The organism is Nostoc sp. (assembly GCF_036917235.1).
Classification (GTDB): Bacteria; Cyanobacteriota; Cyanobacteriia; order Cyanobacteriales; family Nostocaceae; genus Nostoc.
Map to the genome: position 1 here is coordinate 43,487 of NZ_JBALDU010000021.1, position 13,438 is coordinate 56,924.

Annotated in this window: 10 protein-coding genes; 4 read left to right on the plus strand and 6 right to left on the minus strand. The window is 40.0% G+C overall.

Annotated elements, in window-relative coordinates; genetic code table 11:
- The first annotated feature begins 292 nt into the window (after positions 1–292).
- The gene (locus V7K44_RS06420; RefSeq protein ID WP_094352741.1) at positions 293–502 is read left to right on the plus strand and encodes a hypothetical protein; all 210 of its coding nucleotides are present in this window, start codon (positions 293–295) and stop codon (positions 500–502) included.
- Between the two features lie 533 nt (positions 503–1,035).
- Here V7K44_RS06420 and V7K44_RS06425 read toward each other — a convergent pair.
- Positions 1,036–1,347: a threonine dehydratase gene (locus tag V7K44_RS06425; protein WP_334929721.1), complete on the minus strand. Its 312-nt coding sequence runs from the start codon at positions 1,345–1,347 to the stop codon at positions 1,036–1,038.
- 105 nt (positions 1,348–1,452) lie between these two features.
- Complete coding sequence (locus V7K44_RS06430; RefSeq protein ID WP_334929723.1) at positions 1,453–2,331, minus strand: phosphodiester glycosidase family protein; 879 nt, start codon at positions 2,329–2,331, stop codon at positions 1,453–1,455.
- A gap of 413 nt (positions 2,332–2,744) precedes the next feature.
- Here V7K44_RS06430 and V7K44_RS06435 point away from each other — a divergent pair, with 413 nt between their 5' ends.
- The 3 genes from V7K44_RS06435 to V7K44_RS06445 all read left to right on the plus strand — a co-directional run bounded on the left by V7K44_RS06435 (position 2,745) and on the right by V7K44_RS06445 (position 7,939).
- Complete coding sequence (locus V7K44_RS06435; RefSeq protein WP_334929725.1) at positions 2,745–3,935, plus strand: sigma-70 family RNA polymerase sigma factor; 1,191 nt, start codon at positions 2,745–2,747, stop codon at positions 3,933–3,935.
- Between the two features lie 25 nt (positions 3,936–3,960).
- Positions 3,961–5,154, plus strand: coding sequence for a DUF1822 family protein (locus V7K44_RS06440; protein WP_334929727.1), 1,194 nt, complete (start codon positions 3,961–3,963; stop codon positions 5,152–5,154).
- 397 nt (positions 5,155–5,551) lie between these two features.
- A complete protein-coding gene (locus tag V7K44_RS06445; protein ID WP_334929729.1) occupies positions 5,552–7,939 on the plus strand; it encodes a CHASE2 domain-containing protein in 2,388 nt (795 codons plus the stop codon).
- Positions 7,940–7,988: 49 nt separating this feature from the next.
- Here V7K44_RS06445 and V7K44_RS06450 read toward each other — a convergent pair whose 3' ends face one another.
- The 4 genes from V7K44_RS06450 to V7K44_RS06465 form a co-directional block, all read right to left on the minus strand.
- On the minus strand, positions 7,989–9,491 hold the full coding sequence (locus tag V7K44_RS06450) for an HlyD family efflux transporter periplasmic adaptor subunit (RefSeq protein WP_334929731.1): 1,503 nt from the start codon (positions 9,489–9,491) through the stop codon (positions 7,989–7,991).
- A 38-nt stretch (positions 9,492–9,529) separates the two neighbouring features.
- On the minus strand, positions 9,530–11,722 hold the full coding sequence (locus V7K44_RS06455) for a peptidase domain-containing ABC transporter (RefSeq protein ID WP_334929733.1): 2,193 nt from the start codon (positions 11,720–11,722) through the stop codon (positions 9,530–9,532).
- Between the two features lie 309 nt (positions 11,723–12,031).
- The gene (locus V7K44_RS06460) at positions 12,032–12,403 is read right to left on the minus strand and encodes a hypothetical protein (protein WP_334929736.1); all 372 of its coding nucleotides are present in this window, start codon (positions 12,401–12,403) and stop codon (positions 12,032–12,034) included.
- A gap of 326 nt (positions 12,404–12,729) precedes the next feature.
- Positions 12,730–13,092, minus strand: coding sequence for a beta/gamma crystallin-related protein (locus tag V7K44_RS06465; protein WP_334929738.1), 363 nt, complete (start codon positions 13,090–13,092; stop codon positions 12,730–12,732).
- Positions 13,093–13,438: the final 346 nt, after the last annotated feature.

Consider the following 13,438-nt stretch of genomic DNA (forward strand, 5'->3'; position numbering starts at 1 on the left):
GAGGTTTCCCTCCATCTAAATTTCAACAAATACTCCGACCGAGAAACGGCGCAAACGATTTGGTGGCTTGGAATTAGATAGGGTTGAGAGCAACAGATAAATTTCTGCCTCCTACCTCCTGCACTAGTATTTGCAGTATGAATAAACTTGACATTACCAAGATTAAATTGATAGCATTGATATCCTTAATTTTTGTGCTACACTAAAATAACATTGCTAATTGTCAAACGAGTGAGATATAGCAATATATTTTTCCTTTAACAAAGCAAATTCCTGGCAAGGTTGGTATTAATTGAAAATTCAAGCGTTGGAAGTCAAGGCTGGCGATCGGATTATTGCTTACTGCAACAATAAAATGCAAACCTGCAAGGTAAAACGCATTTTAGATCCAGGTCAAGCTAATATCACACTATCAGTATTCACCTCTGAGAATTATCGCGGTTGCTCAGTTTCATCTATAGTTCGCTTTCAAAGCAACGCCTTAGTTGATTTGGTAAGTTAAAAACCAAGTAAATATTCAAACTCAAAAATATTTCTAGCTATTGTCCAGCCTCAAACTGGACAAAATTTTTGTCAAAGGTGTGATGCCTACGCACATACAAATCTGTTAATTATGGCTGGATGATTTTCGCAACCTTATACTACCTAGTGGCTTGTCCCATTAAATATAATGAGTTTCTAGTCAGCAGAGCAGTTCAGTGCTTAAAAATCCAGGACTAAGAGGATGTTTTAAAAGTAGTTAGCTGTGACTTTAACCGAATTATTACCCCCCTTATAAAGGTGGGAAACAAGAAAATCCGGTTCTCTCCCCTTTATAAAGATGGGAAACAAGAAAATCCGGTTCCCTCCCCTTTATAAGGGGAGGGTTAGGGTGGGGTAAAGAAATATTTGATACATCAATCATGACTTTTAAAACATCCTCTAAAGTCCTTACTACAAAGTCATTCACCCATCATAACTAATAGAACAGACCACTAGCATAGAGAACAGTAATTGATAAAATTCTGAGATAAAAATCTTGCTTTATGGCTTTTGTTAGTTCTTTTTCACATCACGAGCCATGTTTAGGTAGTAGTCGTCAAGTTTGGCATTAGAACGACGGCGGTTAGTGGCAGGAATTTTAGCAATGTTATCCCGATTCGTTTCAATTGGCTGTTTAGCTGAAGCTTGTTTTACGTCTTGCGCCCGATCGGATTCCAAGAAATAACCAGACTGAGAGAATCCGAAAAGCTTGCCAAAAAAACCAAATAAATTTCCGAAAAAATTAGAAATACTTTGGAATAAAACACCAAACAAGCCTTCAAAACGAAGGAACAAGTTCCGAATAATTTGGGTTAGACGAAGCATAACAGCACCTTTAATGATTGCCTATTATTATTGTGACGCAATTCAGATTCGGGAATTGAGGATATGGCAAAAATCTACCAGTGGGTAGGTATAATTCCCACAGCCCTACTTTTCCTGAACCAGCAAAACTGACTTCACAGGACGCTTGATAGAATTTCCCTCCAAATCAACCTTCCCGTAAAAGGTTTTCCCATTGTAATAAAGCGAAGATGAACTTCCCCCATCCAGATTCATCGCTTGATCGGCACCAAGAGTTTTCATAAAATTGGCTAATGCTGGCAACGACACCCCAGAGTTTGCGGGAGCCGAGGGTTTTTGAGCCACCATAACTAAAATAACGCTGCCATCACGAGTGATACCTACAGCAGTTCTGGCATTGGGTTGATTGCTGCCAAGGGCATCTCGTTTATTAGCCTTGTCCACAAAACCCTCTTTTTCCAAGGTGAGTTCTGGTAATAGGCGTGGGCCAGCACCTATAGCATCAACTAACTGACAACCTGCTGGTGGTGACTGACTGTGTAGGGCAATGGAATAGCGGATAGTTTGCCCGCATAAGTAGCGGCGGAATTCTGTGCGATTGAATATTTGACCCAAATAAGATTTTAAGTTGGGATTGTTCACCAGCCGCTCGTTTTCCTTGGGATCGGCTATTAACTTTCCTTGTCGGACAACATAAGATGTAGTTTTTTGGTTGGCTGGGTCAAAAAAACCTGCGTTCAAAATAGCTACGGCTTGATGCTTTTGGGCAAATTCCTCTACAGTGGCTACCTTCTGTGATAGTGCAGGAGTCACCAAAAACTTGCTATTAACTGGAATCGACACGACGTGAGCGATGCTTTGGGGCAAAGTGCGATGGAAGTAGCGGATAGTTTTTGGTGGTGAAGCCGCAATAGTGGGTATTGACGGTATTGAAAAACGCAAATTAAACCACAACACCATTGCCAAACTAATTAATATCAAGGCCAGTAGTTTGATTTTTCTCACTTTTAAACTCACTTGCAGTTAGCTCAAAAAAGTTGATTTAATTAAAATACTTTAAGCTGAAAAATAAGCAATTAACTTTAATTATTCCCGGTTCGCCCATTTTTTAGAGATTTAGGAAAAGTAGATAGTCAAAAGTATACCAAATGGCATATTCCCAAAAAGACTAAATTAGGTATATGTTCGCAATTATGCAACGCTTAAAATCGCTTTTTACGCCAATTTAACTTTAAAATAACTAAATTATCTAGATTCAACAGAATATGAGTACAGTTATTTTCAAAAAACATCAAGGAATAAAATATGTGCGCTATTTAATTGCAAATTAGCAAACCAGTATCTTGCAATTGTCCACAGAGGTATCTGCGGCTTTGATAGTTGCTTAAGTTCGGATAAATTGAAATTGTTAACTACTTATGCGTCCTCGTCAAAAAATTATCGAGATGTTCTCAACCTTCGTTGAGTTGGAAGGAGATAGATTCAGCAAATGGTTGATTGATATCAAACTGCATCGAAATATTCAAAATTGCTTGGAGTCTTCACCATTCGTCCCTAACTCAGAAAATTTTTGGGCATTACATTGGCACAAGTGCTGGCGAGAGAAATCTAATAGCCTTGCTAGAATGCATTTATCTGCTTATTTACAGGAACCAAATTATTGGGCTGCTAAAAAAACAATTGCCAAATTTACAAATAGTCAACATAGCCTAGCAGATTATTTTCAAATGGCGAATGCTGAAATTGAAACAATTCTCAAAAATTTTAATCTAGAAAAATGCTCTAGTTTAAAAGCCTATGCTACTATGGCAGTTCCCAGTCGGCTAAAAGATATTTTACGCCAACGCAAAGAAGCTGATATTTGCACAAATTGGGCATTGTTACGCAAAGTAAGCAAAAAGCAGTTATTAGAAGCTCTTGCTCAAGCTGGATTATCACCTATTCTAATTGCCCAATATCGACTAGCTTGGACTTGTTTCAAAGAACTGTATGTTCAAAACCAATCAGGTGGCACAAAGTCGCTACCAGAACCAGAACCTCAACTTTGGGAAGCTATTGTCAACCTCTACAACCGCGAACGCCAAAATCAGTTAACTCAACCTACTCCAGAATCCACGAGAGAGAAAATTGAACAGTGGCTAACCCAAGCAGCTATCTACGTGCGTGGTTATCTATATCCACCTGTTAGTTCTTTAAATTTAGCAATATCAGAAGATGATTCCACAACAACTTTTGATTTGCCAGATCGATCTTCTGACTCATTAATCACTGAGATGATAGCCGAAGAGGATGCCCAAAACCAACAAAAACAACAATTTCAGATTCAAGATGTCTTGTTAAAAGCTTTACAAAATCTTGAGGTGAAAACCCAAGAAATACTTAAACTTTACTACCAACAGGGGTTGACTCAGCCACAGATTGTACAACGCCTACAAATGAGTCAGCCTACCGTTTCTCGTCGGCTATTCAAAGCTAGAGAATCAATGCTGGCAGCGTTGATCCAATGGAGCCAAGACACACTTAATATTTCTGTGACTTCCAACCTAGTTAATGATATGAGTACCGCTTTGGAAGAATGGTTGAAAATTAAGTATGGGGAATCTAGCTGACGTTATGAAAAATGAGGTAGTAAAAATGACTTCGGCTTTTACGGAACCGCAGGAACTATTGTTAGAAATACCGCCATCATTACAGACAAGTTCTTGGCAAGAAAGCCAAGTTTACGCCACACCTAGCAGTCGCTGGCGTGCTTACATGAATCAAATCTGCCTTCATGGGTTTTTGAATTGGGTAAAAGCTGAATATGTTCCAGAAGCAAGTATCTGGTACAGTTCCCCTGGTATTCCGGCTTTTTGGGAATTTGTCAATGGCACAGCAATTTTGTTAAAGGAAAAGCGAGTCGTTTTAATTCCTAGCGAGGCAATTGATGATAGTGAGTTAGAAGTTCCTCAAGAATGGGTAGACATTCCCACTTGGGCAGCAGACTATTATTTAGCAGTGCAATTTACAGCAGATGGTGAGTGGGTAAGAATTTGGGGCTACATAACCCATCAAGAACTTAAATCATTATCACACTATGACCAAGTAGATAGAACTTATTGTATAGATGCACAGCACTTAATTAAAGACCTTAATGCTTTTTGGATGACCTACCAATTTTGTGGAACAGAGGAGATGAAAGGTGCGATCGCTCCACTACCAGAATTATCGAATATTCAAGCAGAAAATCTTGTGCAACGGTTAGGTAATTCCTCTGTAACATTTCCGAGACTTGCAGTGCCATTTACAACCTGGGGAGTGCTACTAGAAAATGAGCAGTGGCGGCAGCGTTTGTACCAAGAAAGACTGCAATCTGCGCCTACACAATTTTCACAAGTACAAGTGAGTCTCAGTCGTTGGCTGGAGCAGATTTACGATGCTTCTTGGCAAGCTATAGAGACTTTTTTTGAGCCAAACTCCAGTAGCCTAGCTTTTAATTTCCGCACTTCTTCCGGGTTAAATGCTGCCGCGATCAAACGCGCCAAGCTGATTGACTTAGGAATGCAAATTGAGGCTCAAAAAGTTGTTTTATTAGTTGCCTTAATACCAGAATCTAACCAACAAGTTAGTATTCGGGTGCAGCTACATCCAGCTTGTAATCAACCTTACCTACCTGCTAATATCAAGCTAATTTTACTTTCAGATCGAGGGGAAATACTTCAACAAGTACAAGCAAGAATTCAAGATAGTTATGTGCAGTTGAAACTCTTTGATGGGGAAGTAAGAGAATGTTTCAGCATCCAGGTTGGTCTTGATAATTATCAAATAACAGAAAATTTCATAATTTAGTTATTAGGAGCCAGCAGTGTCAAATTGGTGTTGATTGTGAGCATCCTACTTATACAAAAATATCAAATAGTGAGTTGACCATTGAGATATACACAATGTAATTGTAGCATGGAAGTAACATTGAATGGATGCCACTGCAAGGCGAATACATCTTGTCAATAAAAGCAACTCATTATCAATAAATTAATACCTTTGGTGATGTATTTTTATACAAGATTGATGCGATCTCTTTTGCGGCGGCTTGTAAATGTTGTTTTTGCTCGAAGGTCATAGGTTTAGCCCAAATTTGTCTTGTGTAGTCCTTATACTGCACTTTTATTTGGTATTTTTGCATAAGTAGAATGCTTCCTGTTGATTAGTCATTAGTTAATCACGAATGGCAAAGTCTACCTAACTTATGAGTAAGCTAGTTGTCTTCAGCTTCTTGGGAGGGGATTTAAATCAAGGATTTCCTGTTGTCACGGCTCAACTTTGGTGTGATAACCAATTTGTACCCGTGAAATTAACAGGGAGTCTACCGCCAGCACCAGAACTAAGCGAACTCTATCGCAGATGGCAGTTACTCTACGCAGCAGTTCATCAACGCCTGGGTAAGAATCAACGGATAAAAGTACATTCGCAAGACATAACCAATATTTCTGTCAATGACTTCGATGAAATGTGTCAACAGCTACAAGCCAATATCAATGCTTGGTTAAAATTTGAGTCATTTCAGAATATTGATCGGCAGTTGCGAACTCTACTTAGTCGTAATGATGAAATTAGAGTCATTATTGAAACAAATATAGTTCTACTGCATCGCTTGCCTTGGCATCTATGGCATTTTTTTGAAGATTACCCGAAAGCGGAATTAGCTTTAAGCAATCATGAGTATGAATCTCCTCAGCTATTACAAAAATCTCCTACAGGTAAAGTCAAAATTTTGGCAATTCTAGGCAATAGAGTTGGTATTGATATTGATAAAGACGCCTCTTTGTTACAAAAATTAACAGATACCAAAACCACCTTTCTTATAGAACCAACACGCCAAACACTTGACGAGTATCTATGGAATCATGATTGGGATATTCTATTTTTCGCTGGACATAGCACTAGTCTTGCTGACGGAGAAATTGGAGAAATTTGCATCAATCAAACAGAAAGTTTAACAATTTCGCAGTTGAAAAATGGACTTAAGGCAGCAATTAGACGCGGTTTGCAACTGGCAATTTTCAATTCTTGTGACGGAATTGGTTTAGGACGAAATTTAGCTGATTTAAACATTCCCCAAATGATTGTAATGCGGGAAGGAGTGCCAGATTTAATAGCACAAGAATTTTTAAAAAACTTTCTTACCGCCTTTGCAAATAGCAAACCATTTTACTTGGCTGTGCGAGAAGCGCGAGAAAGACTTCAAGGGCTGGAAAATGAATTTCCTTGTGCCAGTTGGTTGCCAGTTATCTGTCAAAATCCCACAACTGTTCCTACTACGTGGCAAGAAATGTGCGGTAATTTTGCTGATAGTAAATTTGTAGGTGAAGTTTCGACAAAAGGTAAAATTGCGACACCAAAACTCAAACTTTGGACTGTACTACTTAGTACTTTGATTGTGGCTTTTTCAACATTAGGTTTGAGATACTTGGGAATCTTTGAGAAAATCGAACTGCAAAGTTTCGATCGAATGCTACGGTTGCGACCTCAAGAAGAGCCAGATCCAAGGTTGATAATTGTAGAAATTACTGAAAAAGATATTCAATCACGACAAGAGATGACCAAAGGACTGAAATCCATTTCGGATAGGACGTTAGCTAAATTGCTCAACAAATTACAAAAGTATCAACCGCGAGTTCTTGGACTGGATATTTATAGAGACTTCGCTGACCCCCTAAATAAATCAAATATAATACAACTTCCGACTGAACTTAATAAAGATAATGTTGTTGTTGTCTGCAAAAGCAGCGATAGTAAATATGACCCCCAAGGTGTTAAACCTCCGAAAGACGTACCTGTAGGACGTCAGGGTTTTACTGATGCAATTCAAGACTCAGATGGTATCGTCCGTCGGCAAATTTTGATGATGGCACAAGAGGCTTCTTCGACTTGTACAACGCCTTATTCGCTCTCGTTGCAATTAGTTGCTCGTTACTTATCTTACGAAAATATTAAACCTAAATTTAATGAAGATTATGTACAGTTTGGCTCTAAAGTATTTAAACGCTTAAAACCTAGTCGCAGTGGTGCCTATCAACAAGGAGTTGATTTAGGCGGAAATCAAATACTTGTCAATTACCGTAATACAGATTATCAGAGAGTTTCCCTTGATGATGTATTGAGTAATAAATTCGATCGTAAATCATTTAAAGATAAGGTAGTTATCATTGGAGTGACAGCTAATACAGTCAGCGATACTTGGTCAACTCCCTACAGTACTGCACAACAAGATTACCAAGAAATATCAGGGGTATTTATACAAGCACAAATGGTTAGCCAAGTTTTGAGTGCAGTTTTAGACCAACGTCCAATTCTTTGGGTTTTGCCTTACTGGGGCGATATTCTCTGGATATGCGGTTGGTCTGTAGTTGGGAGTCTGATTATTTGGCGGGTGCGATCGCTCTCGCATAAGGGATGCACAATCTTTGCAACAGTTGTCACTTTATATGGAGTTTGTGCGATCGCTCTTTTAAAACAAGGGTTATGGTTGCCATTTATTCCTTCTGCCTTTGCCGTGGTTGCAAACGGTGTTGTTGTAGTGTTGATTCAACGCCGTCAGGAATTTTTCACGATTTCACAACCCTTAGTTGAATAAAATTTTCCTTTATAACTGAAAAATAACGTCAATTTGGCGATTGACGATCTCAAAAATCCGTCATTAATTTTGCTTTGCGGAGCACAAATTGCAATACAGTTTCTTCGCGGGTAATAATATCAACTCTGCCATCCATACCCAATTGAACTTGACATTTCTTTGTACTGCGACCTAAAGCAAGTTTCTCTGGTTCAATTGTGACTTCGTAAAAAGCACCTACAGCAGTTGCTTTTGGGGTAGAGTTCGTATTAGCATCTGCATCGTTTTTTTGCGAACTAACAGCATCTGGGGAAATCGCTTTGACAACGCCATTGAGAGTACCGTAATCAGGATAAGGACAAGCACTAACTCGCATTTGCACCTTTTGACCGACTTTTATCTTACCTTTTTCCTCAGAACCAACAGCTGCTTTGATAACTAAAGGTGCATGACTAGGAACAATTTGGACAACTTCCTCCCCAGCCCGGAGAGTTTGACCGGGGTTTCTCAAATTGAGCTTGGAAATAATCCCGTCTGCTGTAGCGGTAATAGTAGTTTGCTTCAGGTCAATTTCAGCTTGCTTGAATTCGCTAGTATCGCGCTCTAATTGTTTTTCCGTTTCAATTTTCTGCTTAAGAAGTACTTGAAGTTCTCTTTCTAAGGATGCTTTATTTACTTCCCCAGAGGCTTTTTCTTGAGCAATGCGTTCAGTCGCCATTGCTACCTCTGCATTGCTTGGGTTGAGGCCAACTTGAGTGCGATCGCGTTTAGCAATAGCCCCATTCACAGCTTGTTTTAGCCGTTCATTTGTTTTTTCTTGGGCTTTATAAGTGGCTTTTTGTGCCTGTACAGCTTGTTCCTGCTGTTTCACAGCCAGTTGTACTTCTTCTAATTGATCGCGAGATAATGCCCCTTGTTTAGCAACACTTTCATATCGGTTCTGTTTTGATGTCGCTGCTCCTAAAGCCGCCTCAGTTGCGTGGAGATTAGCTAATGCTGATTGTAACTGTGCTTGCCCTGCATATAATTCTTCTTGAGCCATTTTGACATTGGCTGATGCTTCTTGAAGTTCAGTGATACTGGTAATTTTTTTGTCTTGATAATCGCGATCGCGTCCTTGCAATTCAGCTTTAGCAGAGGCGATAGTCCGATTAGTGCGATCGCTTTCGGCTCGAATTTGACTATCGATTGCATTTATTTGGGGAACGGTTTGAATTAGTTGTAACCTAGCTTGTTGAATATTGGTTTGCAGCTGGTTTTTTTTGGTTTGCAATCGAGAGTCATCAATAGTAGCAATTTTATCTCCTTTTTGCAGCGTTTGATTTTCTTTGACGTAAATCTGCATTACCTGTCCTTCTGTCGCCGCCTGCACAATTGGCAATTCACCCGCAGGACGGACAACCGCTTGCCCAATGACCGTAACTTTATATTTAACAACCGCAGCCACAGGAACAGCTAACGACAAGGCAAACACGATAAATAGTCCGCCAAATGTAGTCCAACGACTAATTGGTGGGAGAAACTCATTGTCTTGAACTAAGGGTAAAAAACTTTTTTGAGAGTTACTAACCATAAGTGCTGAGTATATCTAAAATGCCTAATAATTATTAACTAATTCCGAATAACTAAAGAAGATTTAAAACCATTTCTTGAAGGGTTAATTTCATCAATAAAGCTTAAATGCTCTCCAGCAATATGACGTAATTCTTCAGGAGTGCCTTGAGTTTTTAAGCGCCCATCTTCAAGCAACACAATCCAATCAGCCCGTTTGATAACTTGAGGACGGTGGCTAATCATAATTGTAGTTTTGCCTTGACGTTGATTAAGTAATCTATCCAAAACTTGAGTTTCACTTACTGGGTCAAGAGCGCCTGTAGATTCATCTAGAATTAACACAGTTGGGTCAGTCACAATTGCTCTAGCTATAGCTAATCTCTGCCTTTGTCCACCAGAAATATTTGCACCAAATTCGCCTAAAACAGTTTGATATTTATCGGGTAATTTACTAATAAATTCATCTGCACCAGCAATTTGACAAGCAAGGACTATCTCCTCAAAACTAATGTTGGGATAACTGAAGCGAAAATTTTCCACAATCGAACGACTCCAAAAATGAGGTTCTTGGGGAACTAATACTACTTGCTGTCGCAAACATTCTAAAGATAAGTCTTGCTGGTTGTATATGCCATAGCGAATGTTACCAGATTGGACTTGATATAAGCCAGTAATTAATTTGCCAAGGGAACTTTTACCACAGCCCGATTGACCGATTAAAGCTATTACTTTACCACCAGGAATAGTTAAAGAAAAATTTTCTAACAGGTCAGTTCTACCAGGATGGTGGAAGTTAACTTGAGAACAACTAATATCTGCATTCCCAGGAATTTCTGCCCAAGGCTTTTTAAAGTCATTTTCATCTTCTGGGGTAGAATCTATCACTTCTGTCAAGCGTTGAACGACAATTTGAGCAGTGATAAATTCATCAATTAGCCCGACTGCTGACTCTAAAAAGCCAAGAAAGCTACCACTCATACCACTGTATGCCAGCAGTTGACCGATAGATAATGTCTGATTAATCACCAAGCTAGAACCTAACCAGAGTATGCCAATACTCGTCAACTTGGAAAGAATACTAGTGACTGTGCCACTGTAAAGCTCCAACTTCATCGTAGTCCAGTCTAAGTTAGCAAGGCGACCAAAATTTGTCTGATATTCTTGCCAAGCTTGCTCTGTAGCTTGGGTGGTTTTGAGGACTTGAACACCGCGAAAGGTTTCGACTAAAAAGCCTTGATTTTCTGTACCTTTAACGATGAGGCTGCGGGTTTTCTGGCGCAAGGCGGGAAGAAAAAGCAGGTTAACAAAAGTGACGATCGCAAAGGCGGCAACGGAAGCTAGAGTCAGTTGCCAACTATAGAAGAGCATGAAACCCAAGGAAACCAGAGCCACAAAAAATTGACTAGGTAAACCAAGGACAATTTGGGAAACTAGATTATTGATGGTATGAACATCAGCAATCCGGCTAACGACTTCCCCACTGCGACGTGCTTCAAAATATGATAGGGGTAAGCGCAACAGTTTTCGGCCGTATTCTAGAATTAGCCCGTATTGCAACCTTTGAGCAAAATGACCAATCAGGTGAGATTGTACCAAACCAATAGCACTTTGAATTAGGTTCATGGCAATGACGCCAATTGCCACCGTTGTTAGCAGTTGGGTATCTCCCCGCACTAGCACGTCATCGGTGAGGAGTTGCATCATTAGAGGGGAAGCAAGGGACAATAGCCCGATCGCAAAGTTGATAGCGATCGCCTGAACCAAAAGATTGCGATATGGCAAGACGCGGGCAATAAAGCGCCCAAAACCGCCAATTTTATCTTCCCCTTGCTCATAGAAGCGGCTATCGTCTGGCATCAGCAGCAGCATAACACCATCACTCCAACCCGCGATTAACTCCTTGGACGTGAGGTACAAGATACCAAAGGCAGGGTCAGAGATAACATATTTTTTCCCCTTTTTCCCGTATAATACTACCCAGTGGTAGCCTTTCCAGTGAACGATCGCTGGTAAAGGTACTTCATTTAATTTCTCAAGCAGTTCTGGGGTAGCTTGAACTTGACGGGCATGGAATCCCAGGGTTTCTGCTCCCCGCCTTAAACCTAATAGTGTAGTTCCTCGCTCTCCCGTGCCCACTGCTTCTCGCACGCGATTGAGGGCAAAGGTGCGTCCGTAGTATTTAGCGATCGTGGCTAGGCTTGCTGCACCACAATCTTCTTCACTGTGTTGCAATATACTGTGGTATTTCATTGTTTAAAAAATCAGTACGAGCCGTAGCGAACAGTACCAGCCGCAGCGAACAAGGGGTGGAGGAGTCCGTTTCCTACCTGATAACTGATAACTGTTTACAGCGTTGACGTTTATTTGTGCTATTTTGATATGAATAAAAAAGTAGGAACGAAAACGACCTCGCCCCTACGAACTGCAAGAGAAGAATGTTACTCAGCTAAAAGCTTATGTGAGAGCATTCTTTTCTCTTTGAGGTTTTGAAGGATTCGAGTACACGGTATGAAATAGACCAGAGTTAATTATGCAGGTTTGACAGACGCGATGTCGTTGTTAAGTAGGACTAGGCACGGGCATGGCAGACGCGATGTTGTTGTCAAAAGGACCAGTTAAGTTACCTTTTGTACCTGCTTTCAGACGCCTTATTCTACCTGTGAAATTCACACCAGTGTAGACAATCCAATCTGTTTTACCCGTCACCTCGTACCAAGATGCTCTATTGTTAAATCTGCTGCCTAAACTCCTAAAACTGCCTCTAAGATTATTTAGCCGCGCTCCTTTACCATCCTTCTTGTCGGAAAAGTCTAAGGCACCACCACTAATAGTGGCAGCGGCTTCATGGGAAAGGTCTTGCACATCGATGCTGTAGAGGTCTTTGATTTGCTTGTTGTTCATATTTACTCCGTGCTTATTGATGTTAGACATTGTTTTCTTCCTGAGTTTTAGATTGGTGTTTGAACTGAAGGTAAGCTTGTTTTCTTCCTTCTGATTGTTAATTGGTAGCAGTGATATTGATTTATTCACGGCTGGGAATCAGAGTTTTTTTTAGCTTTGCCTTCTGATTGTTAATCGGATGATGGGTGCAAAAACTCTTACTCCACCTGTGGCATCTCTGTTGCAAATTGGAGAGGGTATGAGGGAAGTTTTAACAGAGGCATGAAATAGTAAAATAGCCTCAGAAATGGATAAATATTCCGAGGCTATTTTACTATTTAAGCAAAGTTCCTAAAACGGACGCACAGAAGTCAAATCTATGATATGCGTTTGATAGAAGTAATTGAATCGTTTACTCCTTGAGCAACACTACGGTATCGTCCTGGTCCTAAAGTTACAGACGGACCTTTAAAGTTTGCATTTTTATAAAACCTCCATCTTTGATTCCCTGTAATAATAATAGATGAGGTTGCGTCGTTGAAATTGTTATTAGCTAGGTTGGCATCACTGCCAGATAACGTTATACCTCCTCCTTTAAAATTCTTATCCCGGAATAGACTTACATTACCTCCACTACAAGTAGCAGCAACCTCATCGCTAAGTTCCTTCACTGCGCTGAAGCTCAATTCTGCTAAAGTTTTATCGTTCATATCTACTCCGTAGTTGTTGATGCTAGACATTGTTTCTCTCCGAAATTTAAAATTTGAGTTGAACTGAAGGCGATCGCTGGTTTGGCTTTACCTTCTGATTCTTAATTGGTAGCAGTGACATGATTCTATTCACTGTTGAGAATCAGAGGTTTTGGCTTTACCTTCTGATTCTTAATTGGTAGCAGTGACATGATTATATTCACTGTTGAGAATCAGAAGTTTTTTAGCTTTGCCTTCTGATTCTTAATTGGTAGCAGTGACAGGATTTTATTCACTGTTGGGAATCAGAAGTTTTTTAGCTTTGCCTTCTGATTCTTAATTGGTAGCAGTGACAGGATTCTATTCACCAGGGCAAACGCACGTAATTTGTAAAACC